General features: G+C 45.9%; 19 protein-coding genes and 1 riboswitch. Of the genes, 15 read left to right on the forward strand and 4 right to left on the reverse strand.

The genetic code is table 11. From position 1 onward, the window contains the following. Nucleotides 1–417 precede the first annotated feature (417 nt). From BGP75_RS08665 to BGP75_RS08685, 4 genes are all read left to right on the forward strand, one after another. Nucleotides 418–993, forward strand: coding sequence for a YdeI family protein (locus BGP75_RS08665; protein WP_076717771.1), 576 nt, complete (start codon nt 418–420; stop codon nt 991–993). A gap of 1001 nt (nt 994–1994) precedes the next feature. After that, nucleotides 1995–3599: an ABC-F family ATPase gene (locus BGP75_RS08675; protein WP_076717776.1), complete on the forward strand. Its 1605-nt coding sequence runs from the start codon at nt 1995–1997 to the stop codon at nt 3597–3599. 90 nt (nt 3600–3689) lie between these two features. After that, nucleotides 3690–4721 (forward strand): metal-dependent hydrolase, encoded by a 1032-nt coding sequence (locus BGP75_RS08680; RefSeq protein ID WP_076717778.1) that lies wholly within the window; start codon nt 3690–3692, stop codon nt 4719–4721. A 243-nt stretch (nt 4722–4964) separates the two neighbouring features. After that, nucleotides 4965–5327: a hypothetical protein gene (locus BGP75_RS08685; protein WP_076717780.1), complete on the forward strand. Its 363-nt coding sequence runs from the start codon at nt 4965–4967 to the stop codon at nt 5325–5327. Nucleotides 5328–5453: 126 nt separating this feature from the next. On the opposite strand, the gene katG is transcribed toward BGP75_RS08685, so the two are convergent. Continuing rightward, a complete protein-coding gene (gene katG, locus BGP75_RS08690) occupies nt 5454–7706 on the reverse strand; it encodes a catalase/peroxidase HPI (protein ID WP_076717782.1) in 2253 nt (750 codons plus the stop codon). 391 nt (nt 7707–8097) lie between these two features. On the opposite strand from katG, the gene BGP75_RS08695 reads away from it, so the two are divergent. Further along, complete coding sequence (locus BGP75_RS08695; RefSeq protein ID WP_076717784.1) at nt 8098–8529, forward strand: pyrimidine dimer DNA glycosylase/endonuclease V; 432 nt, start codon at nt 8098–8100, stop codon at nt 8527–8529. 86 nt (nt 8530–8615) lie between these two features. After that, nucleotides 8616–9182, forward strand: coding sequence for a metal-dependent hydrolase (locus BGP75_RS08700; RefSeq protein WP_076717786.1), 567 nt, complete (start codon nt 8616–8618; stop codon nt 9180–9182). Between the two features lie 982 nt (nt 9183–10164). Here the strand turns inward: BGP75_RS08700 and BGP75_RS08715 are convergent. Next, entirely contained in the window at nt 10165–11127 is a 963-nt protein-coding gene (locus tag BGP75_RS08715) for a GlxA family transcriptional regulator (RefSeq protein WP_076717793.1), read from the reverse strand. A gap of 482 nt (nt 11128–11609) precedes the next feature. After that, nucleotides 11610–13172 carry a trimethylamine methyltransferase family protein gene (locus tag BGP75_RS08720; protein WP_076717795.1) on the reverse strand — a complete coding sequence of 521 codons (1563 nt, stop codon included), beginning with the start codon at nt 13170–13172 and terminating at the stop codon, nt 11610–11612. Nucleotides 13173–13485: 313 nt separating this feature from the next. On the opposite strand from BGP75_RS08720, the gene BGP75_RS08725 reads away from it, so the two are divergent. From BGP75_RS08725 to BGP75_RS08750, 6 genes are all read left to right on the forward strand, one after another. Further along, on the forward strand, nt 13486–14466 hold the full coding sequence (locus tag BGP75_RS08725) for an energy transducer TonB (RefSeq protein WP_158070079.1): 981 nt from the start codon (nt 13486–13488) through the stop codon (nt 14464–14466). A 116-nt stretch (nt 14467–14582) separates the two neighbouring features. Then, nucleotides 14583–14780, forward strand: a riboswitch (cobalamin riboswitch). 248 nt (nt 14781–15028) lie between these two features. Continuing rightward, nucleotides 15029–16909 carry a TonB-dependent receptor domain-containing protein gene (locus BGP75_RS08730; RefSeq protein ID WP_158070080.1) on the forward strand — a complete coding sequence of 627 codons (1881 nt, stop codon included), beginning with the start codon at nt 15029–15031 and terminating at the stop codon, nt 16907–16909. Between the two features lie 45 nt (nt 16910–16954). Then, nucleotides 16955–17782, forward strand: a complete 828-nt coding sequence (locus tag BGP75_RS08735; protein ID WP_076717800.1) for an ABC transporter substrate-binding protein — start codon at nt 16955–16957, stop codon at nt 17780–17782. A gap of 122 nt (nt 17783–17904) precedes the next feature. Next, nucleotides 17905–18918, forward strand: coding sequence for an iron ABC transporter permease (locus BGP75_RS08740; RefSeq protein WP_076717802.1), 1014 nt, complete (start codon nt 17905–17907; stop codon nt 18916–18918). Continuing rightward, nucleotides 18915–19691 (forward strand): ABC transporter ATP-binding protein, encoded by a 777-nt coding sequence (locus BGP75_RS08745; RefSeq protein WP_076717805.1) that lies wholly within the window; start codon nt 18915–18917, stop codon nt 19689–19691. Before BGP75_RS08740 ends, BGP75_RS08745 begins: the two co-directional genes overlap by 4 nt. A gap of 138 nt (nt 19692–19829) precedes the next feature. Further along, nucleotides 19830–20219 carry a CBS domain-containing protein gene (locus BGP75_RS08750; RefSeq protein ID WP_083704714.1) on the forward strand — a complete coding sequence of 130 codons (390 nt, stop codon included), beginning with the start codon at nt 19830–19832 and terminating at the stop codon, nt 20217–20219. Here the strand turns inward: BGP75_RS08750 and BGP75_RS08755 are convergent. Next, a complete protein-coding gene (locus BGP75_RS08755) occupies nt 20197–21276 on the reverse strand; it encodes a GlxA family transcriptional regulator (protein ID WP_076717808.1) in 1080 nt (359 codons plus the stop codon). The two genes, BGP75_RS08750 and BGP75_RS08755, sit on opposite strands and share 23 nt — an antisense overlap. A 480-nt stretch (nt 21277–21756) precedes the next feature. Here BGP75_RS08755 and dctP point away from each other — a divergent pair, with 480 nt between their 5' ends. From dctP to BGP75_RS08770, 3 genes are all read left to right on the forward strand, one after another. After that, nucleotides 21757–22764: a TRAP transporter substrate-binding protein DctP gene (gene dctP, locus BGP75_RS08760; protein ID WP_076717810.1), complete on the forward strand. Its 1008-nt coding sequence runs from the start codon at nt 21757–21759 to the stop codon at nt 22762–22764. A 275-nt stretch (nt 22765–23039) separates the two neighbouring features. Then, nucleotides 23040–23588 (forward strand): TRAP transporter small permease, encoded by a 549-nt coding sequence (locus BGP75_RS08765; protein ID WP_076717812.1) that lies wholly within the window; start codon nt 23040–23042, stop codon nt 23586–23588. Nucleotides 23589–23625: 37 nt separating this feature from the next. Further along, nucleotides 23626–24915 carry a TRAP transporter large permease gene (locus BGP75_RS08770; protein ID WP_076717814.1) on the forward strand — a complete coding sequence of 430 codons (1290 nt, stop codon included), beginning with the start codon at nt 23626–23628 and terminating at the stop codon, nt 24913–24915. The last annotated feature ends 67 nt before the right edge of the window (nt 24916–24982 follow it).

The following is a 24982-nucleotide window of genomic DNA, read 5'->3' on the forward strand; positions in this document are numbered from 1 at the left end:
TACCCTGGAACGATCAGCCCTCCTGATCAAAAGCTGTTGTTGGGTTACGTTGCGCTAACCCAACTTACCCTTGGCTTTAGCTGAGTCCTAGTTTACAGAAAACCGACTACCCTAGAATAACAAACCCACCCAATCAAGGTGGGTTCCTCAATCGCTTACGGTAGTATGGAGATACGGCGCATATCTACGAAGGAAGAAATTAACGGGCATCCAAGCATTGAAAGCTATCCTCAGAAAAATAACAATTTGATGGATATCCTTGAATTTTTGTTAGCCACGTCGATGGCTGGGAAGGGCTTGCCCAATATGAAATCAAATAGTGCTTAACAAGGTCAGTCAGAGGGAATAAAAAACCGCCGCTTCGCTCTCATTTTTCGTCCACTGCTGGCGGTGTTATTCCCAAGAGAATCCAGTTTTATGCCTGAACCCGATCCAGAGAGAATCATGACCTTTGCAACGCCGAAAGATCTCGGTCGGTGGCTCAAGGTGAATCACGCTACAGAAAGTGAGCTTTGGGTGAAGATATTCAAGAAAAAAACGGGTATTCCAAGCGTGACCTGGGACGATGTGGTGATTGAGGCATTGTGCTGGGGCTGGATTGACGGCGTCAGGAAGTCAATCGATGACCAAGCTTATATCCAGCGAATTACTCCCAGGAAAGCGCGAAGCAACTGGTCTAAAAGGAACAGAGAACATGCGGAGCGTTTGATAAGCGAGGACCGGATGGCGGAGCCAGGGCTCGTGCATATCCGTGCCGCCAAAGCGGACGGCCGATGGGAGAACGCCTATACGGCAAGTGAAATGAAAGTGCCTGCAGATTTCCTGGTGGCGCTGGAGAGCAACCTGAAGGCTAAACAGTTTTTTGAAACGCTCAATAAATCGAATCGTTATACTATTGCGTACGGATTGATAAGTGCGAAGAAGCCCGAAACCAGACAAAGGCGATTCGCAAAGTTTATGGATATGCTTATCCACGAAGAAAAGCCGATTTAGGTTTCGAAAGAAAATAAGGAACGTCCAAACATTAAAAGCTATCCCCTGGAAACAGTGATTTTTTCACAATCGTGGCAGGAACTCAGATGTCTACCACTGTCACATTAATCAATACTGATTCTATAAGCAGGTTAGCTGATCGTAAATCAGCCACTTTTACTGTATAAGTTTTGTTCATGTGTTTGCCCTGACGCTGGGAGGAGTTCCAATGTTCAATAAGGTCTTATTGGGCTAGATACTGCTTTTGTGGGGGAGAGTCGGATAGTTTCTACATCAAATGTCATCAACTAAGGAAAAGGTTAATTCGAAATGGAGAACTCAACTGTAATACTGTTAACAAAGGCCAAGAGGCAGGTGGCTTTAGAGAGACTAATCGCTGTTATTGGCTTGGTGCTGATTTCAATTCAGTTCCTACTTATGCTGTTCGAACTTACGTACCCTAATCATAGCGTTGTTACATGGGGGATGATCATCGGATTAGTTTTAGTCAATAGTGATATTCTTGGCATGAGCCGTGTTACGAAGACACAACTTATTTCTGCATTGGAATCTGAAATTAACAGAGATCCAAACGCTATTGTTTCGAATAGCGAACCAAATTCACAGTAGGGCTGTTAAGGCTATGGAAGTAGTAGTACCGGAACGCTTTGTCTCTGGTCGTAAGTCCCAACCAGAATAGGCATACTTTTCTCTAGATTGGGTGTTTGTGCCCCCCGGCGCTTTGTAGAAGGAATAGTTTTTTATCGTATCTCTTACCTATACTGTTCCATTGGAAAGCATGGGTAAGTTTATTCCTGAGCATATTGAATTCCGAAATGAGCAATATTCTCAGGGACACTTTCAGCTTTTAATCAGTGGTTCTGGAATTATTTGTTTGTTTTATGTACAGCTTTACTCGACATTGAGACCTCAACTGGTTAAAGTTCGCCCCCCTCTTTGACTATGCCTTTATAGGCGCTGTTGATTAACATCCTAATCCGTAAGTACCCAGGAATACTCCCTTGATATCCACCGCTAACATCACCATGCAGTTTGGCGCAGAGCCTTTGTTTGAAAATATTTCCGCCAAATTCGGCAATGGTAACCGTTATGGCCTGATTGGTGCGAATGGCTGTGGCAAATCGACATTTATGAAAATACTGAGTGGAGACTTGGTTCCTACCTCTGGCAACGTTTCAATCAGTCCTGGAGATAAGCTGGGCATCTTAAGCCAGGACCAGTTTGCTTTTGAAGAATATAGTGTGGTCGACGCGGTTATTATGGGAGACGCTGAACTGTGGAAGGTAAAACAGGAGCGTGAGCGTATTTACGCATTACCTGAAATGTCTGAAGAAGACGGCATGAAAGTCGCGCACCTGGAGTCCGAATTTGCAGAGATGGATGGCTACAGTGCCGAAAGCCGTGCAGGAGATCTGCTTCTGGAAGCCGGTATCGCTGAACAATATCATTTTGGTTTGATGAGCCAGGTTGCTCCCGGGTGGAAGTTGCGGGTATTGCTTGCTCAGGCGCTATTCGCCAATCCTGATATATTGCTTTTGGATGAACCGACCAACAATCTGGATATACATACCATTAGCTGGCTTGAGTCGGTACTTAACCAGCGTAATTGCACCATGATTATTATTTCCCACGACAGACACTTCTTAAATTCCGTATGTACCCATATGGCGGATATCGATTATGGTGAATTGCGTATTTACCCAGGTAACTATGAAGCTTTTATGGCTGCTTCGTCGCTTATCCAGGAACAGCTGCTGACAGAGAATGCTAAAAAGAGTGCGGAACTTGATGAGTTACAATCATTTGTGAATCGCTTCTCGGCCAACGCTTCAAAAGCTAAGCAGGCCAGCTCCCGGGCTAAAAAAATGGATAAAATAAAACTGGATGAAGTTAAAGCCTCCAGTCGAGCAACACCATCGATCACGCTTAAACAGGATAAGAAACTTCACCGGCAAGCCTTGATTCTGGAAGATCTCAGTCATGGTTTTGACAATAAGACACTATTTTCCAAAGGTAATTTGATTTTGGAAGCGGGTGCTAAACTTGCTGTGATTGGAGAGAATGGTGCAGGTAAAACTACATTCCTGCGTTGCCTGATCGAAGAAATCAAAGCCAACGAAGGGGGTATAAAGTGGTCTGAGAATGCCTCCATAGGATACTGTCCTCAGGACAGCACTGCTGACTTTGATTGTGATCTGACTCTGTTTGAGTGGATGTCTCAGTGGCGCACACCCAAGCATGATGACCTAAAAGTCAGAGCAATGCTTGGCCGTTTATTGTTTACTGCGGATGACTTTAATAAGAAGGCAAAGGTTTGTTCTGGTGGTGAAAAGAACAGACTGTTGTTTGGCAAGCTAATGATGATGGACATTAACGTATTGATTATGGATGAGCCCACCAACCATTTGGATATGGAAGCTATTGAAGCATTAAACAGCGCGCTGGAAGCTTTTGATGGTACGCTGATTTTTGTCAGTCATGACCGGGCATTTGTATCTTCATTAGCGACCCGTGTTGTTGAAATTAAAGACAGGGGAATGGTGAACTTCTCCGGCACGTTCGAAGAATACCTTGCTAGCCAGAAAGAAGTTTTTAAGGTGGCATAAATCAGGTCTGTTAAAACCTGGGCTGGAGAGAAAATATAACAGAGCAGATATAGCTAATAAGGCTCAACAGCGAGGACCTCAATACAGAGAATGGATATAGTCACTCAAGGTTTGATCGGTGCAACGCTTGCACAGGCATGGGCGAGGCCTGGTGAGGTGCGGTTGGCGTCATTAGTCGGTTTTTGCGCACCGTTACTTGCTGATGCCGACGCACTAATTAGCTCAATTGAAGATCCACTTCTGTACTTGGAGTATCACCGCCACTTCACTCACGCTCTGTTGTTTATTCCCTTCGGTGCCTTGTTTGCTTCGGTGCTGCTCTGGCCCGTATTAAGAAAACGGTTGGCATTTAAGAGAGTCTATTTCTACGCCCTGATCGGATATGCCACAGCAGGTTTTTTAGATGCCTGCACCAGCTACGGCACCCACTTGCTGTGGCCATTCAGCGACGATCGAATCGCATGGAGTATTGTCTCTATCTTCGATCCAATGTTTTCCTTGGTTCTGATCGCAGCCATGGTTTTTGCGGCGGTAAAGCATCAACCGTTCGCAGCGCGGGCCGGTATAGTGTTCGTTGCAGTCTATCTGTCACTGGGTGTAATTCAGCACAATCGCGCTGAATCACTTGCTCAGTTGCAGGCCCAGCAACGGGGCCACGTCGCCGAGCGGCTAATCGTTAAACCCACTCTGGGTAACCTGCTACTATGGCGTTCGGTTTACGAGGCGGATGGTAATTATTACGTTGACGCTGTGCGTGTGGGTCTAACCGGCAACGGCAAGGTTTTTACGGGTCGCTGGGTGAAGGCTTTCGATATTAATCTCGACCTGCCTCAGTTGACGGATCAGATGATGCTTTATCGAGATATTAAGCGTTTTGAATTATTCTCTGATGGCTTTTTGGCCTGGCATCCAGATCACTCCAATGTTCTGGGTGATGTACGTTATGCCATGCTACCGACCAGCATCAGCCCGCTTTGGGGGATCGAATTAAATTTAGAAGCGCCTGACCGGCATGTCAGCTTCGATACTTATCGCAGTATGTCTGGCACTGAGCGCAAGACGTTCTTTGCCATGTTGTTTAATGACTGGCCCCCGGATCCATTGATAAAAAATCCCGGTTAGAGAGAAAACTTCGCTAGCATACTATCGAAAATCAGGGATGCCAGTGTTGCTTTCAATTGGCTAATAGAATTATGTTCGATGAAATATCTCTCTGAAAATCATCCAGCGTTTAGGGGCTGCTTTTGATAGCAAAGGTTTATTCCCGATGGTAGGTTACTTTCTGAGCCTGAACTACTCAGAGTGGATAATAAACAGTCTGATTTTCGCCAACTTTAGTGAACAAAGAAGAAAAGGGATAGGTGTATGAAGAAATTTTTTTTAGTCTTGGGTTTAACTGCTTTTTTCTCTCTGACGGGCTTTACCGCTGTCGCATCAGAAAAGCCAACTTGTGAAGATCTTACTCAGATTGCCGATGATTTGGATGAGATTTCTGCTGCTTTTGCTGATGTAGAAACAATTAAAGAGGGAGATGCAGTTGATGTTGCTCTTGGCGAAATTGTTGATGCTCTGTACTGGGTTTCAGAAGCTGAAGGTGAGGATCATATGACTGCTGCTGTAAACAGTCTTACTGATGCATATGACAATATGGATGGCGAAAAATTTGGACTTGCACTGGATAGCGTTGTCGCTAACATGGATCGTCTTTATAGAAGGGACTGTCAGTAAGGGAGGCTTCTGCTTTCTTTGCTCCTTATTCTGATTTTATCGATTTCCTGGGCAGGTCCAGGGCCTGCCCTGTAAGCGCAGAGAAAGGCGTGGTGAAACGTTCACGCCTTTCTCCAGCAAGGCTGATTAGTTCAGGTCAAACCGGTCTGCTTGCATAACCTTGACCCATGCTTTGACGAAATCATTCGCAAATCTTTCTTTTGAATTATCAAAGGCATAGGTTTCAGCAATGGCGCGAAGTTCGGAATTTGATCCAAAAATCAGATCAACCGGTGTTGCGGTATACAGCAGTTCACCACTCTTTCGATCTAAACCCTGGTAAAGCCCGTCAGTGTCTGACTTTTTCCATTGGGTCGACATGTCTAACAGGTTGACAAAAAAGTCGTTGCTTAAGGTGCCAGGCCTAGTTGTGAACACTCCGTGTTTAGAGTGGTCTGCATTGGTGTCCAGTACACGCATTCCACCCAGTAGTGCGGTCATTTCAGGTACCGTCAAATTCAGCTGGTCGGCCTTGTCGATCAGCATCTCTGCTGGAGAACGGTAGGCTTCACTGGCATTGAAATAATTGCGGAACGCATCGGCTTTTGGCTCAAGTAGGGCAAACGAATTTTGGTCGGTTTTGGCCTGGATTGTATCCCCGCGACCTGATTGAAATGGCACCTGGAGTGTAATACCAGCGTCCTGTGCGGCTTTTTCTATTGCTGCTGCACCACCAAGAACAATGAGATCTGCTAAAGATACCTTATCTTTACCAAAGTTGTCCTGAATCTTTTTTAGCTTGCTTAACACTTTTGCCAATTCTGCTGGGTTATTGGCTGCCCAATCTTTTTGAGGTGCTAGCGCGATACGTGCGCCGTTTGCACCGCCGCGCTTATCACTGGCACGGAACGTAGAAGCTGATGCCCAAGCTGTACGGACCAATTCAGAAACAGTTAAATCAGCAGCAAGAATATCCTTTTTAAGTGCATCGACGGCTTGATGACTAAGGGGTTTTGCTGTCGATAGCGGAATCGGATCTTGCCAGATAAGTGCTTCATTTGGCACTTCTGTTCCTAAATAAAGTGCTCTTGGTCCCATATCGCGATGAGTGAGTTTATACCAGGCTTTAGCGAATGCCTGCTGGTATTCATCTGGATTGGCTAAGAAGCGTTCGGCAATTCTCTTGTACTTAGGGTCGAACTTCAGCGCCAAATCAGCGGTAGTCATGACAGGAGCATTAAATTTTCCTTTAATATGTGCATCAGGCACCGCGGTGTGTAACGACTCATCCGTTGGAATCCATTGAATGGCCCCGGCAGGACTGCGGGTTTGCTCCCAATCAAAGTTAAGCAGGTTTGATAAATATAAAGTGGTCCAGCGTGTTGGTGCCTGGGTCCAGGCTCCCTCTAAACCGCTGGTTACCGTGTCTTCCGAATGACCTTTACCACATTTGTTTTTCCAGCCAAGGCCCTGGTCTTCAAGCGCAGCAGCACCGGGTTCCGGGCCTACACAATCACTGGGTTTATGAGCACCATGCATTTTGCCAAAGGTGTGTCCACCAGCAACAAGTGCAACTACCTCTTCGTCATTCATTGCCATGCGAGCAAAAGCGACACGGATATTTTTAGCTGATCCCATTGGATCGGGCTTACCTCTGGGGCCTTCTGGATTCACATAAATCAAACCCATATGGGTTGCGCCCAGAGGGCGTTCCAACGTTCCATCTTTGTCCTCACGGTCGCTGGCAAGCATTTCTAGTTCCGGTCCCCAGTAAACCAAATCGGGTTCCCAATCGTCGGCGCGACCACCGGCAAAACCATAGGTTTTAAACCCCATGTTTTCCAGCGCCACGTTGCCAGCTAAAACCATTAAGTCTGCCCATGACAGACTGTAGCCGTATTTCTTTTTCACTGGCCATAGTAAGCGCCGGGCCTTATCCAGACTGGCGTTATCTGGCCAACTGTTAAGAGGATTAAAGCGCTGCTGTCCACCGTCTGCACCACCTCGTCCATCTAGTGTGCGGTAGGTACCGGCGCTGTGCCATGACATACGGATGAAGAAGGGGCCGTAATTACCAAAATCTGCAGGCCACCAATCTTGAGAGGCTGTCAGTAGAGAGTTGATATCTTGCTTAACTGCATCTAGATCCAGCTTATTGAATTCTTCGGCATAATTGAAATCAGGACCCATTGGGTTTGAGCGTGAGTCCTGGTCACGCAGTGCTGACAGGTCCAACTGGGCTGGCCACCAAAATTGATTTGATTTAGCCTGTCCGGCAGTCACTTTACCGCTACCCATAGCACCTTTGGGTTTTGATATTTCATCGGTGCCAGCGTAGGAGGTTGTTGCTGCTAACATGCCTGCTATTGCTGTTGTCATCAGTAGATGTCGCTTTTTCATGGTAACTCCCTTTATTTAATTCTGCTTTAACAGCAGTGATTGAATTCACTACAACAGAATAGAAGGGCTGTTGGTATTGATAAAATTGATAAAACTAATTCGCTTGATAGCTTTTAGCAATCAGTAAGGAAAAGACTTGGGATATGGCAACGGTATTCAATAAAATACCGCTGAAGTATCATTGAAATACAGGATAGTAATCAGTTTTCGGCTTGAATTGACTGTTGCAGTATAAGGTTTAAGAATTGTTCATTGTTTTTGCTTTATTCGCGTATGCTTATAACAACAGTATGCGCAAACTTCCTGAACTGCTCGTTACCACCAAACTCAGGGATGAGGTCAAGTCGTAGTCGCTACGAATCATCCGCAACAGCAAAGGTTATCATTACTCATGCGAATCTGGTCAATTCACCCAAGTTACTTGGATTCCAAAGGTCTGGTTGCGCTGTGGAGAGAAACATTGCTTGCTCAGAATGTTCTCAAGGGTAAAACGAAAGGCTATGTCAATCACCCACAGCTGATAAGATTTAAAGAAACAGCAAGTCCCATCGGAGCTATTGCTACCTATTTGAGTGAAATTGCTGAAGAAGCTGATCGCAGAGAGTATAACTTTCAGAAGAGTAAAATCAGCCCAGATAGATATACGGAAAAAATACCTGTTACATCGGGGCAGTTGGAATATGAGTTTCAGCATCTTTTGAATAAACTGGAAACACGTGATCCTGAAAAATATGAAGCTATTTCGGGCAATAAATCTATTTTGGTACACCCTGTTTTTCAAGTGATTTCTGGTGGGGTGGAAAGCTGGGAAATAGTTAAATAGTAACCCCAATCAAGTAAGAATTGGGATCAATAATTAACTTCTCCAATTGTCTCCGTATCGATGTATCTGTTAAAAGGACTGTATAAATGGCGACGATTTTTACACACCCAGCGATTGCGTTAGGACTTAGCCCTTTATTTGGTCCTGTTTTTAGATCAAAGAGTATTTTACTGACGGGAATGATTCTGACGATTATACCTGATCTTGATGTGATTGGCTTACGATTGGGAATTCCATATAACCATCTATTGGGGCATAGAGGAATAACTCATTCACTATTTTTCGCTGCTGGTTTTAGCTGTTTGGTTTCATTATTGATGACCAGAAATATAAGGAATCATTTTTCTAAAATATGGCTTTATTTTTTTCTTTGCATGGCATCTCACGGTGCTCTTGATGCGTTAACGAATGGGGGCCTGGGTATAGCATTTTTTTCACCATTCTCAAATGAAAGGTACTTTTTCCCATATACTCCAATCGACGTTTCCACATTAAATATAGCGCGTTTCTTCCAGGGGCAGGGTATTTCTGTAATTAAAAGTGAAATAATATGGATCTGGATTCCTTGTCTTTTTGTTTTTGTAGCGGGCGTATTTGGTTTAAAAAAATATAACAAAAACTTGTATAAAAATACGAAAAAACACGATGATTAGCAGAATCATAATTTCTGTAATTTCCTTTGTATGTCTGAAAAAACACACACCAAACCTCTCTTATTTTCCGACAGGGGTCTATTCTTGATATTCATTGGTATCTGAAGCATCAGTGATGGAATGGCAACCTCATCACTGCCGGACGTTTACTATCAGAGACAGCCAGCTGTCTCTAGGCTTCAGACGTTAGCTGTATCCATTTAGTGACAATCTATCTCGTTGATAAATAAAATAATTCTATTATATTTTTGATTTTTGTCGCTATTTGGAAACAAAGATTACCCTTTTTCTCTGGAATCTGGATCAAAGGGTGATGTCTTTTATAGGTAACCATTTGAAAATTAAAAAATATTTTTGAATGGCGTGTTTTTTGTAATGCAAGGTTCTGTAGGCTCATTTGATTGCCGGGGGGCGCGGCTGAAAATACGGGAGCATTTTTAGGCTTGTTAACAAAAATAGCTATTAAAACCCTATGTGACACACCCTGTTTTCTAATACCGATGTGGGTAGTAACCGTTCGAGCGCTATCTGGTTTAATCCTTATGCGAATGTAAATAACAACAGGTTGTCTAACAACGGGGTTTATAACAATGACGGGACCGGAATTAATGGAAATCTCAGTTATGACTATAGCAACGTATTTGGCAATAAAAATGGCGATGATTATTATAACGATCTTGCAGAATATGATATTTCAATAGAGCCACAGACTGAATATACCCCTCGGATTGAACCGAACTTTGCCCAATAAAGGATCAGTCAGAGATCATTTGGGTATCGGGGAAACCCCAGTCAATCAATGATTGTTGCTGCCCGGAAGTGACGTTTTTGTCAGGTGCCCATGATGACCGTTGGGGTCATGATCTGCTTCGATAACTGAAATGTATAAAGGCCTCCGGGTTTGAGGCCGTCTATAGCGGTGAGGTTATTAGCTATTAAAGTGTCAGTTTTAACGTGAAAATGTTAACAAAAAATTGTTTTTTTAGCGTCCTATGCGGTCATTGCGTGGCGAGATGCCGAAGAAATCCCGATAACATTTGCTGAAGTGAGGGGCTGAAACAAAGCCACAAGCCATTGCTACATCAATAATGGCTTTGTTGGTTTGTAGCAATAATTGACGAGCGCGCTTTAATCTCAGATCCATATAGTAGCGGGTAGGTACACAGTTGAGGTGCTTCTGAAAAAGGCGCTCCAGTTGACGACGGGATATTCCGACATACTGTGAAAGTTCTTCGAGACTGATGGGCTCTTCAATATTGGCTTCCATCAGGGTGACCGCTTCAGTGAGCTTTGTCTGATTGCTACCCAGTTGTAATTGAAGAGGAATACGCTGTCGGTCCTGATGCCCACGGATGCGGTCACACATAAATTGTTCGGATATGTTCACCGCTAATGTCCCACCGCTGTTCTCGCTGATTAATCCCAGCATCATATCCATGGGGGCATTGCCTCCGGCGCAGGTATAACGGTCCCGGTCTACTTGATAAAGTTCATCTTTGATCAATACCGAGGGGAATTCTTCCCGCATACTGGCCATATTTTCCCAGTGAATGGTACAGCGATACCCATCCAGTAACCCGCAACGCGCCAGTAAATAAGTGCCAGTGCAGATTCCGCCAAGTTTGACGTGTTGTCGAGCAAGCCCACAAAGTGCGCTCTGTAATGTTTTGGTAAAAGCGCCTGAGACATCAATACCAGAACAGATAAACAGAATATCCAGTTTGGGGGCTGAATTGATCGAATAGTTCGGTGTGATGATCAAACCGTTACTGGCTTGAACAGGATTTCCATCCAAGGTGATAAATGGCCATTCGTAGAGGGTTTGCTCTGATAGCCGGTTAGCCATGCGTAACGGCTCAATGGCAGAGGTCACCGCAATCATAGAATAATTGGGGACGACTAGAAATCCATAACGTAGGGGAGTGTGTGGCTGCTCAGCTGTCATTTCGTTCAATAGCCTTAAGCGTTTAGGGGTTTTATTGTTATAGCAGATTAAAGAACCCAGGCAAAACCCCAGTGACGCAGATAGAACACTGTATGCGCTTACGTATGGTTTTTTGGCAATTATTGCCACCTTCAAACAGATCTGTGTTTGCACGATCGTTAAGTGATCAACGCAATACAGAGCGGCGATAGAAGTTTTTTGGTCTCGGCTATAACGCTTTTATTTATAAAGATCCCTCTTCGGTGACGACGAAGCCTGCTTCATCGTCTTATCTATCCAAGCTTATCCAGTTTCGTTTACCTGAAACGATTTTACCTGCTCATCTAGACTTATGACTAAGACTTTTATCAGTAAGTTCGTCAAAAAATCAACAGGATATTCCAAAACGTCCGGAGCAGTTAACAGAGATCAAAAAAACCGCGAAGGTCGGGTACCTTCGCGGTTATTAAGGGAATGGTCTTGAAGCGATATATGTATTGAAATTATACGTTTGAATCTGGGAATGCAGCCTTGCGGCTTTCAATATAATCAAGCAATGCCTGATCAATCGCGGGGTCCAGTTCAGGAGCCTGATAATCCGCCAGCATTTTCTTCCAGATCGCGTTAGCGCGTTGCTCTTGCGTCTTGCAGCCTTCAGCTTCCCACTGTTCGAAGCTGTTGTTGTCGGCAATAGGAGAGCGATAGAAGGCGGTTTTGAAGTTCGCCTGGGTATGTGCGCATCCGAGGAAGTGATTACCTGGTCCAACTTCGCGAATGGCATCCAATGCTTGTCCGTTTTCGGAAAGGTCCACGCCTCTCATCATGGTTTCCATCATGCCTGCCTGATCGGCATCCATGACGAATTTCTCATACCCCATGACTAGTCCGCCTTCCTGCCAACCGGCTGTGTGCAGCGCAAAGTTGACACCCGCAAGTGCGGTTGGAATCAAGGTGCTGACTGCTTCGGACGCGGCTTGTGCATCTGGAACCTTGGCGGCACAGAATCCACCACCAGACCGGAAGGGAACACCCAGACGGCGAGCCAGATTGGCCATAATGTAAAGCACCAGTGCCGGCTCTGGAGTACCAAAGGTTGGAGCACCGGATTGCATGGATATGGAGCTTGCAAAGCTACCCATAACGACCGGAGCGCCTGGATTAACCAATTGCACAAAGGCCATACCAGCGAGTGCTTCGGCCAGAGACTGGGCTGCGGTACCGGCGACAGTCACCGGTGACATGGCACCCGCCAGGATAAACGGCGTAATGACACAGGCCTGGTTGTTACGGGCATAGACCTTGGCCGCACCAAGCATGGTGTCATCAAAGGTCATGGGGGAGTTGGCGTTGATCAAGCTGGTAACGATTGTTTTAGGCTTGCCTGTTTCTGGATCGATGTAGTTATCACCAAACAGGATTTTACACATTTCGACAGTATCTTCGGCACGCTCTGGAGCGGTAACAGAACCCATAAACGCCTTGTCGGAGTATTTCATATGGGTGTAGAGCATATCGAAATGACGCTTGTTGACCGGCAGGTCGACAGGCTCACAGATAGTACCACCAGAATGGTGAAGGCTGGGTGACATATAGGCTAACTTGACGAAGTTCTGGAAATCTTCGAGAGTTGCATAGCGACGGCCTTTGTCCATATCGTAGACAAATGGGCTGCCGTAAGCAGGAACAAATACCGTGTTTTTCCCGCCGATTCTTACGTTACGGGCTGGATTACGGGCGTGCTGAGTGTATTCTGCAGGGGCAGAAGCCTGAATAATCGAACGACACATACCGCGTGGAAATTTTACCAGTTCTCCCTGAACATCAGCGCCGGCATCTCTCCAGATCTGTAGTGCTTCCTCATCATCACGAAACTCGATGCCCACCTCTTCCAGGATTGTTTCGGCATTTTGTTCGATCAGACTTAAGCCTTCATCATCCAGGACTTCGTAGTAGGGGATCTTGCGAGTGATGTAAGGAGTGATTTCTACTGTTTCGGTTTCTGCCCTGCGACCAGCACGGCCTCTGCCTCTACGTCGTCCGCGTGTTGGTGCTTCTGCTTCGCTCATTATCTGTACTCCGTTATTTCCGGCAAACCTTGGTCAATAATGCCAATGTTCTACATCTGTTATCGAATTAAGTGGCTCGAACAAGCAATTGGAAGTCGGATGCCGCGCCGCTGGCCTGACTTCGCTAGACTTCCGTCAGTATGGTTTGGCGGCTGTAGTTAGGCTGATCTACGAGCGACTTTGATCTATGTCTGAGCGTCATTAGCGACCTTTCATTATCACCATGAGGCATTAGCAGCGCTGAGGTCTTGCCATAGATCTGGGTGCGAGGTAGATTCGCGATCTTTACTTCATGCTGACATGTTTAACTGCCATGACTCGCCAGATCGTTTCGCTAATAATTGCTCTGTTGCTACATACCGTTGTGCTTTATCTGGTCTCGGGCTATCCGGAAAATAACGGCCTGGCGGCGGGGGGCGAGGCCCGTTCATTACAAATTACTATGAGTGGTATTAGCAGAGAATCAGGTCCGCCCGAGGATACTGCGACGACAGGAATTACAGGATCTGTCCCAAGACAGAATATGTTGTCTTCCGAGGTGCTTGTCGCGTCACCATCAGAGCCGCAAATAACGGAGAATAGTTTCTCAGAAATCAATGCTTCAGCGCAGAAGATCTCCCTGCCTGATGCCCCTGTTTCCACAACATCAAACCTTTCAGAAACATCAGTCGTTTCCGCTACATCATTCATTTCCAACAACTCAATACCGGAAAATACTATCTCGAAACGCACAGAATCCAGGGATAATCCATCAAGCAATCAAGCTTTTAAGAAAGAGTCATCAATGGTTCAACGATCGATTATGGATCAACCGGCTGCACCCTTATCGGTTGTACAGAATCAGGAATTCCAAGTTGGCACAATGAAAATGAAGGATCAGTCCCGGACAGTTGCAGCCGTTGGCTCAACTCCACAAGCGACTGTTGGGCAATCAAAGAGCGAGGTCGAGGGTTCAAAATCTGCTGCTGTTGGCAGTTCTTCATTAAAACAGCAAGCAGAACAGCTTGAAGCGAATTATCGGACCGAGCTGGTAAATGCCATTTCCCGTTACAAGCGCTATCCCATGAGGGCCCGAAAAAAGGGTAATGAAGGCGATGTTGTCGTAGCGTTTACGATAGAAAAAGATGGACGTATAACGGGGATTGCTGTTGTCGAATCTTCTTCCTGGTCCGCTCTCGACAAGGCCGCCGTCAAGGCTCTTGAAAAACTCAATCGTTTTAAACCGATTCCGGATTCCTTCTTCAGGAAGCAATGGTCCTTCCAGATACCGATTAAGTTCAGTTTACAAAGCTAAACGCCTCTGTTTTGTTTTTTTGCTCAATAATGCCACTTCATCAGAGCCATTGTTGAAGTTCGGCTTTGAACTAATTTCTGTCGATTTCAGGATTGTGGGTAACGGCTGCTATCGTATAGAATGCGCCTCGGAATGGTGCCCTCAATGGGTTAAAAGGGAACAAGGTGCTACGTTTTTACGTTATTCCTTGGCTGTCCTCGCAACTGTAAGCAAGTAGCCCTATTCAATTAGACCACTGGTCATTTCAGGCCGGGAAGGTGGAATAGAGTGTTGATCTGTAAGTCAGGAAACCTGCCATTTCAGCGTCGCGATTCTACCGGACGAGGTATTCAGTAGAGCGGAAATCCGTTAGCTGACGCAATCAAGCGGACCAACGATTTTGGTGCTTGTTTGCGGTTTATATCTCAAACACCCCCTTCTTCATGTCCGCATTTGCTGAACTGATCGACTCGAACCGCCCTTTATGGGTTGTATTTCGGGCGATTCGTTTTGAGCTGTTTGTTTCAAGCTGTTTGTCTCAAGTATGCCGATGACAATGTACTTCTACAAAAGGGTTTTGCGCATGAAGTTTCGCGATGAATTATGTAAGCAACCAAATCAGACTATATCTATCAAAAAGAGCCCCCTGCTGGCCACCGCAGTCACCCTGGTTGCCTCAACTGCAGCATTAAATAGCCACGCAACTGAAACGTTGAATGCAATCAATGTGACGGCGACCCGAACAGCTCTTACTGCTGACGAGACGCTTGCAGCAGTGACCGTCATTAATCAACAGGAAATCGAGTCCAGTCAGTCTCGTGATTTGGTGGAATTATTGGATGGCCTGCCTGGCTTGAGTATGAGCAGTAATGGCGGTTTTGGAAAGAATGTAAGTATTCGCTTACGGGGGACGGATTCAAAAAATGTTCTGGTACTGATTGATGGTATTCGGGCCGGTTCTGCAACCTTGGGTACCGTCGCCTGGCAGGATCTGCCCCTGTCCCACATTGGCCGTATCGAAGTGGTGAGAGGTCCTCGTTCCCACCTCTATGGCTCAGATGCCATCGGTGGCGTGATTCAGATCTTTACCCTAAAAGGACAAAAAGGCCTGCACCTGAATGCCGATGCCGGTTACGGTACTCACAATACTGTTGATACTGCAGCAAGTATTTCCGGGGGGGATGAGGATACGCGTTTTAGTCTGCGGGCTTCTCACTTCAGCACGGATGGTTTTAGTGCGCTTGAAAATAATAATCCGGATAACGACGGTTACGAAAACAACGCCATTTCTGGCAACCTCAGTCATCAGTTTACTAATGGTGCTCAGATCAAAGTGAGCGCTCTGCGGGCAACCGGAAATAACGAATATGACAGTTCCTGGGGGGTGACTAATGACTACGACTCAGATATTGAGCAGCAGGTAATCAATGGCCAGTTACTGTACTCACCCAGTGACAGTTGGGATATGACCTTGATGGTTGGTGAAACCCGGGACCGCAGTACTAACTTTGAAAATGCTGTGTTGAAATCGACGTTTAATACCAAGCGCCGTCAGGCATCCTGGCAGAATGATCTGATGGTGGGGGAAGAGGCTGTGGTTACCCTGGGGTTGGATTTTCTCCGGGATGAGATTGATGGTAGCGCCAGCTATACAGTCCATGAGCGGGATAACACCGGTTTATTTGGCCAGTACCAAAATCAGTTCGATGATAGCAGTCTGACGTTAGGGCTGCGCTATGATGACAATGATTCATTTGGAGGGCACACAACTGGCAATATAGCCTATGGTTATGACATCTCCAGCACTTTGCGGTTGATTGCTTCCTATGGGACAGCCTTTAATGCGCCCACCTTTAATGATCTTTACTATCAGGATCCTTGGGGATCTAATGGAAATCCTGACCTGGAGCCAGAAGAATCCAAAACATATGAGCTGGGGTTAGTGGGTGAGAGTGCAATGGGCCATTGGGATCTGCGCTTATTCCGCACTGAGATAGATGACCTTATTGATTGGATAGAAGTTGCTCCCTGGACTTACCAGCCTCAAAACGTTAATCAGGCGCGAATCGACGGATTGGAATTCGGCCTTAGTACCACTTTGGCAGAATGGAAACTGGCGGGTAGTCTTACATTGCTGGATCCGACGGATAAGAACAGCGGCAAGCGGCTGACTGATCGCAGTAAACAAACCTTACGTATCGATCTGGATCGCAAAATCGGTAAAGCTGATGTGGGAGTGACCTGGCGAGTGCGCAGTGACTCATATAGCGATGCAGACAATACCAAATCCGCAGCAGGTTTTGGTACCGTTGATTTACGTGTTGCTTACCCTTTGGGTAAAGATTGGAGTCTGCGTGGCCAGGTTCGAAACCTGACGGATAAGGATTACCAGACCATTCGTGGTTATAACACGCCAGGGCGTGAGCTTTTCCTATCTGTCGTTTATAAACCGGTCCAGTTGTAACTAGATTGATCTGGCTAAAACCCTGACCGAAAAAAGGAAAGCAAGGTGAACAGTGCTCAGCGGTTATTGATTTTGCTGCTTTGCTGGCTATTGTCAGTAGCTGCTGTGGCTGCCGCACCTCAGCGAGTGGTTTCCATCAACCTTTGCACCGATCAATTGTTGTTGATGTTGGCTGGTCCCGATCAGATCAGTTCCATCAGTCATCTTGCCATAGAGCCGGAAAGCTCTTTTATGGCTGAGCAGGCTTCAAGGTATCCGGTCAATCACAGTAAGGCCGAGGAACTGCTGGCGTTAAAGCCGGATTTGATTGTTGCAGGTCAGTACAGTGCGTCGAGAATGGTCCGGTTAATGAAAGAGCTTGGTTACCGGGTGGAGACATTTCCTATTGTTAATGATCTTGAGGGTATCCGGGCCGCAATTAGCCGTATGGCAGCTTTGCTGGGCAAACCAAAGCGGGGAAAGCAGTTAATTGCACAAATGCAACAGCGATTAGCGGCCGCCAGGCTAAACAGACCGAAAGTGAAACCCGGTGCTGCAATTTACCAGCCTAATGGATACACCAGTGGCAGCAATACTTTGCAGGATGTTGCATTGACATTGGCGGGCTGGAAAAACGTCGCAGCTACCATGGGGATCGATGGCTATAGCACTATTGATCTTGAGAGTCTGCTGCTGGCCAGACCGCAGCAACTGTTCAGTTCGGCTTATGCGCCCGGGACTCAGTCCCGTGCTCAACAGCAGTTGAATCATCCTGCCTTGAAGCGAAGTACGCAAGGGCGTGAGATTGTAAATATAGATTACCGTTACTGGATTTGTGGTGGGCCGATGATCACCGAAGCAGTAGATCAACTGCAAAAAAGCCTGCCTAGATAAATACGAGCATGCTCAGCAAGCACCGCTGGGTGTTACTGACCCTCAGCTATAACGCTATTGACGTCAAATATGACGCTGTTGATGGCAGAACATGACCCTAATATAAGATATCGGGCAATAGAATGCAGGAAAATGAAAAGCTATTGATTCTTTCGCTGGGCGCAGCGGTTATTTTTCTGTTTTTTGTCTCTCTTTTTATCGGTAGTAACCCTGTGCCGGTATTTCAGGCTGCCCGTGAAGCATTCAGCTTGAGTTTATCTGCTGACGGCAAGCCATCGATTATTGCCATTATTCTGACTGAAATTCGACTTCCCCGAGCTTTGATCGGAGCATTTGCAGGTGCGACACTGGGGCTTTGTGGGGCTGTTATGCAAGGGTTATTGCGAAACCCGCTGGCCAGCCCCGGACTTATTGGCAGTTCCAGCGGTGCGGCCTTGGGAGCAGTGATACTGCTTTATTTTGGTTTGGGCTACGACCATATTTACGCCTTGCCTCTGGGGGGGATTCTGGGTGCGTTAGGGGCAACGGTAGTGGTCTATTTTCTGGCTGGGCGTGGTGCCGGAACGCTAACTCTGATACTTGCCGGAGTGGCTATTAATTCTTTGTCTCTGGCGTTGATCTCATTGCTACTTAATCTGGCTCCCAGCCCCTTTGCTGTTAAGGAAATCGTGCTCTGGATGATGGGCTCTATTGCTAATCGCAGTATGAATGATTTTCTGATCATGCTACCGGGTGTGTTAGTCGGTTGGATTATACTGGCCGGGACCGGAAGAGCGCTGGATGCGCTTACCCTGGGGGAGGAAACGGCCCATACGATGGGGATTGACCTGGTGCGTTTACGCTGGCGAATTTTTCTGGCGGTAGCGCTGGCATTAGGATCCGTGGTTTCAATAACCGGATCTATTGGTTTTATTGGTTTGGTTGTACCTCATCTGTTGAGACCTCTGGTGGGTTATCAGCCTAGAAAACTGTTGTTATTAAGTGCATTGGGTGGTGCAGCATTATTACTGACGGCAGACATCTGTGTGCGTTTATTCCCGGCAGGTAGCGATATAAAAGTCGGTGTATTGACTTCATTGGTGGGAGCCCCCTTCTTTCTTTATCTGATTATTAAAGGGAGGAAATACGAGTCATGAAACAACTTTCCGGTCAACAGCTCAGGGTTTCTTTAGGGGATAAAACTATCCTGCATGGCATCGATTTTGATCTTCAGGCAGGAGAGATGTCAGGGCTTATCGGGCCAAATGGTGCAGGGAAGACAACGCTGTTGCGTGTATTGGCAGGATTGCTTGCTCCCAGTGAAGGGATTCTGACGCTGGATGAGTCGGAAATGGTCTCGATTGATCCGCAACAGCGGGCAAAAAAAATTGCCTACCTGGCTCAGAGTGGCACAACTCATTGGCCCATGAGTGTTGAGCGAATTGTCACCCTGGGACGGCTTCCCCACCTGACAGACTGGCAGCGTCTCAGGGCGTCAGATCAGTCGTTAATAGAAGATATGATCCAAAGGACTGATATCGATCACCTTAGAAAGCAGCCTTTTAACACCCTCTCGGGTGGGGAAAAAGCCCGGGCATTGTTGGCCAGGGCGTTGGTGACAGAACCGGATATCTTATTGGCCGATGAACCTGTTGCAGCGCTTGATCTGGCTCACCAGCTTGAAGTAATGGCGTTGCTGCGGGAGTTTTGCGACCAAGGTGGTGCGGTGGTCGTTGTACTTCATGATTTGCGTCTTGCGGCTCACTACTGTGATCAGCTACAACTGCTGAAAGCCGGGTCAACGCTTGCCTCCGGGTTACCCTCGAAGGTACTGACTAATGAGCATATTGAAAATGCCTACGATATTCGTATTCGCCGGGATGCCGGTTCAGTTACAGAGGCTTTCGCACTGAACTGGGAGTTGTCTTAGAGAACCTTCGCTCCTCTTTATTAATCAAATTCCTGTTATTTCTTTACAAACCTCCGCCTCGGTACTATTAGATTAACGAATACCAATAATAAAAAGGTGGAATTAGGTATGCTCAGATCAGTCGACTTAAGAGACTATATGATTGATAACCCAGTCGAAATCTCAAAAGATGCTGGGATTATGGAAGCTGTTCACCTTATTTTGGTGAATAAAATTTCAGGTCTGTGTGTGGTTGATGATGATCATAAATTGGTCGGGGTGTTATCAGAGCTTGATTGTCTGGATGGAATTCTAAAAGCTTCTTATAACGACAGTGGTATCGGCAAGGTCGAAGATGTTATGAGTACCGACCTGGTCGTAGCCTCTCAGGGGGAGGATATCGTTGACGTGGCCAGTGATATGCTTAAAACCAATAGTCGGCGTCGACCCGTTGTGGAAAATGGCAAGCTTATTGGCCAGATTACCTGCAGGCAATTACTTCGAGCAGTTAAAGAGTTCAGTGTCCCTAAGGACAAGCGCGAGTATTAAACTTCTGACGAACCTGACTTGGTGAAGCGCCAAAGTAGTCTTTGAAGCAGTGACTAAAGTGAGTGGAGCTTAGGAAGCCACTCGCCAGTGCGATATTGGCGATAGAGTCATTGCTTTGCAGTAACAGCCGACGGGCATGAGTGATGCGAAGCTCAAGATAATAACGGGAAGGGGTTGTGTCCAAGTGAGTCTGGAATAATCGTTCCACCTGACGCCGGGATATACCGACATAGGAGGCCAGTTCTTCCACACTGAGTGGTTCTTCGATATTTGATCTTATCAATTCCAGTAAGCTGTGCAGGACATCTGGAAAAGCCGGGTTATCCGTCGCCTTTATCAATTTGGTCGCTTCCGGAGTGGATGCCTGTCTGTTGATTTCTGCCGTTTGATCACAACTGAGTATTTCACGCACCGCCCGTACGATTTCTTTGCTCTGAACCTGCTCGACCAGTCTTAGCATCATCTCCAAAGCACTGCTGGGGCCGGCGCAGCTGACTCTCTTTTTCTCAACAACCAGGACGTTTTCGGAAACGGTTACCTTGTTGAAGCGCTCCTGCATAAAGGCATGATTATCTGGGTGTACAGCACAATTCATATTATCCAGTAACCCGGCATGTGCCATTGCAATAGCTCCGTTCCAGAGTCCTCCCAGGGTCATGTTGTTTCTGGCCGCTGTTTTTAAGGTGCTGCTTAGAGGTTGTTGTTCTGCCAGGGAGCAGCGAAAACCGCCACAGACAATGATAATTTCAACCGCCTCAGCCCCTGTCATCGGTAATTGACTGAGCAATCCATCAGTGGATATATCGATCCCAAGATCGCTGGTGACCGTTGTTGATTCCAGGCTGAACGTAGAGAAACGAAATAGGGGGGCAGTGCGTACGAGGTTTGAAGTCACCAGCACATCGATGCTGGCGGTAAACGCCATCATAGAAAAGTGCTCCAACAGGATAAAGCCGACCCGCACGGGCTCTTTGCGTGCCTGTTGAGCTGGGAGGAAGGCACTGTTTGCATCTTGCATTAATGTACTGAACTGGCGCTTGTCTTTGGGACTGTTCATTGCAGTGGCCCTTATCGTTTTGTCATGGTCAACTGAATTTGTACTTATTCTGTTGTTTGTTCTTCCTCAAAAAAATATACCTATCTCAGTCAATAAGCAAAACTGGACGTTTATGATGTAATTATATGTAATGATTTGTAATTATGAATTTATATTTTCTTTGTTTATGTAAAGTTCCTATTTACATCTGTGTGTTTTTATACTTTTTCAGATACCTGGTTTTTTTGGTGATATCCTGTTTGTACCTGATTTTTGTAATTTTGTATTTACAACTCTATCTGTTCTTGCTCTGAAAAGGTACTTTCTTACAAATTATTGTTGGCTGGTTTCTAACAGATTTTGAATGTATAAATCTATTCGTTCTTACCAACTTTCCTACATAAAAGGTGCTGTTTTTCTGGCATTGAAAATAAACGGATCGTAAGAATAAATCGCGAAATTAAAAAAACAATCTTCCAACAGGAAGCCGCGGAGCAGAAAATGAAAAAGGTTATAAATCGTTTTAGTCTCAAATCCATCGCAGCAGGTACATTGATGTTAGGTGTTGCTATGGCATCCTCAGTACAGGCCGCTACTGTATTACGAATTGCTACCACTCATGCACCGGATCAATATGCATCTGAAGTTATTCAGCAGGTGAAGAAGGATCTCGAAGGAGCGGGTGTTGACCTGAAAATAAAGCTCTATATGGCCAGCCAGTTGGGTTCTGGCGAACAGCTGATGGGAGAGGCGGTGCGTGGCAGTATCGATATTGTTCATGCCTTTGTTTACAGCCACAAAGATCCTGTTCTGGAAATCAATTCCCTGCCTTATCTGGTTTCCAGCTATGACGAAATGGAAAAGGTCTTTAGTCCCGGATCAAATTTTTATACTGTCTTTGAGCAGCGTATGGATAAATTAGGCCTGAAACTGCTGGGTGTGACTGGAGAAGGGTTTATTGGTGTCATGTCTTCATCAATGCCTGAAAACTATCGTTCTACCGGCCCTAAAGGTCAGAATATCAGAGTGTGGAGCGCCCAGGCAGCTAAGCTGGCGACTCATGATATGGGATACAACACCACAACAATTGACTGGGGTGATGCTTTCCCTGCTATTCAGCAAGGTGTTGTGGATGGCATGATCGGTGCGACTCCCGAAGCAACCTTTACCACTTTCAAAGAGGCGATTAACCATTATGTGCCTTACAACGCCTTTGTAGAGAATACCGCCTATTACGCCAGCAAGAAAACCTGGGAGAAAAAACTGAATGATGAGCAGCGTAAAGTTGTAAAAGAGGTGTTCGCCAAAGCTGCTTCCAAATTTGTCGCCTGGAGCCGTGAGAACGATGCTGCCAATCTGAAAAAACTGGAAGAGTTTGGTGTCACAATCCTGCCTCTGTCAGATGCCGAGCGTAACGATATAGCGACTGAAATCCGTTCAGCAACCTGGCCCAAGCTTGAAGAGCGACTGGGTAAAGATGTACTGAAAAGTATTGTTGCGGATCTTTGACCGTTGCAGTTTTTGATAATTGTCGTTTTTGACAGTTGTTGTTTCTGACAGTACAGAGGTCATTCAGAGAGTCTTTCACTAGATTATTTTTTATTTTGGTCTGACTAAAAAACAAATCCAGAACCAGGTTTTCAGTTTTTTGGTCGGGCCAATAAAACAGTCTTTATTCTAATTATCTTCTTGTTGATATTTTATAAATTCCTGTCTGGTTGTTTGTTAATGACTTGTGGGGTTATATCTGAATGTCAACTATTAAATAAGAAAAGGTAAGGTGTATGCATTTAAATATACCCAATCCACTCAATAGGTTGGTTTCTTTTCTACTTCGAACAAAAGAATATATTCTGGCTGTTTTCAGCCTTGTATTGGCTTTTGTTTTTTTCTTTGTGGTTATATTACGCTATCTTTTTCAAGCGGACTTATTTGCCTACGAAGAATGGGTGTTGATTATTGCCTTCTGGGTTTATTTCCTTGGGGGGGCCATGGGTAGTTATGAGAATACTCATGTCAAAGCCGATTTTTTACTTTCCCTGATTGATAATCTGCGCACCAAATGGATTGTGATTAACTTTACTCTGTTTGTTGAAGTGTTGATTGGTGCCGTACTGACCTATTGGGGTTGGTTGATGTTGTATGAAGAAATTGCGGCGTATCCCAGTTGGCAAACGACTACTGGGCTACAGCTACCCTTTGCTCTGCCCAAGCTAGGCATATTTATCGGATTTGTACTGATGACCTTCTATACGGCACTGCATCTATACAGTGGGTTGCGGGATGGACCCAGTGAGGAGTGGGAGTCTGACGAAGCGCCCCCTCACCTGTAAACGCTGTTTGTTGCACTTATTCTGACGGAAAAAACCTATGTTTATTTTGCTGACACTTCTGGTGATCTGCGTCGCGCTGGTGGCCGGTATTCCGGTACCTTTCGCCTTTGGTCTGGCGTTGATCTATATGTCGTTGACCGGAGATCATGATCCGGCTGGATTTCTAACTTCGGGACATTGGCGGATGAATGTTCTGGTCTTGCTGGCCATTCCTCTTTTTATCATGGCCGGTACCATTATGGAGCGGGGCAAGATTGCACAACCGCTGGTCGAGTTGGCAGAACTGTTTGTTGGTCGGTTTAAAGGGGGGATGGCTTATACGGCTGTGGGTGCCAGTGCTGTCTTTGGCTCCATTGCCGGTAGCGCCACAGCTACTCTAACCTGTATTGGCAGTATTATGATGCCGCAGCTACGCCGCGCAAATTATCCGCAGGGACTATCAGCAGCGTTAATCACCAATGCAGCGCCACTGGGTTTATTAATTCCTCCCAGCGCTATCCAGATTATCTACGCCTGGGTTACACGCCAGTCAGTGCTCAAGTGTTTTCTGGCGACCATTGTTCCGGGTATTATTCTGGTCATTCTCTTGTGCATTGTAAATTACGTTATGTTGCGCAAGCACAAAGATATCAAAGTGTTACCACCTTCTGATGACTTTACCGGTGATGTGGTTAAAAAAGCGCGCTTTGCACTGCCTGCTTTATTAATGCCATTTATGATTCTCGGGGGAATCTATGGTGGGATTATGACTCCGACAGAAGCTGCTGGAATTGCCGTTGTTTACGCCATTCCTGTAGGTTTTTTCATATATAAAGGGCTGAACAAAAACAACTTTAAAGAGGCTTTGGTCCAGTCTGCAACCACTACTGGTGTGGTTATGGTGATGTTCTTTATGGTGATGATCGTCAGCAGGTTGTTTATCTTTGAAGATATTCCAGACTTGGCAAAAGAGCTTATTTTTTCAGTCTCTGATAACCCGATCATTGTGCTTATTATGGTCAATGTGGTGATGATTTTAATTGGCATGCTGATGGATGATGTCAGTGGTGTTCTGCTGGCCTCACCACTACTGTTCCCAATCGTGATTGAGTTGGGTGTCGATCCGATTCAGTTTGCTGCAATTGTCGGTGTTAATCTGGGGATGGGGAACATTACTCCACCAACGGCTCCTTTGCTTTATCTGGGCTCGCGAGTCACTCAGGTGCCGGTGAGGGAAATGTTACGGCCCACAATGATAATGATTCTGTTTGCCTGGATTCCGACACTTCTGATTACCACTTACGTTCCCCAGATATCACTGTTCTTGCCAGAGTTCTTTCTGGGGTAGCGGGGCAATACCTAAAACCTTGTTGCCTAACTGTTGTCTATTGGCGATTCAAAAAGAGAAGATCAGG

This window comes from Motiliproteus sp. MSK22-1 (assembly GCF_001968815.1).
Taxonomy (GTDB): domain Bacteria; phylum Pseudomonadota; class Gammaproteobacteria; order Pseudomonadales; family Balneatricaceae; genus Motiliproteus.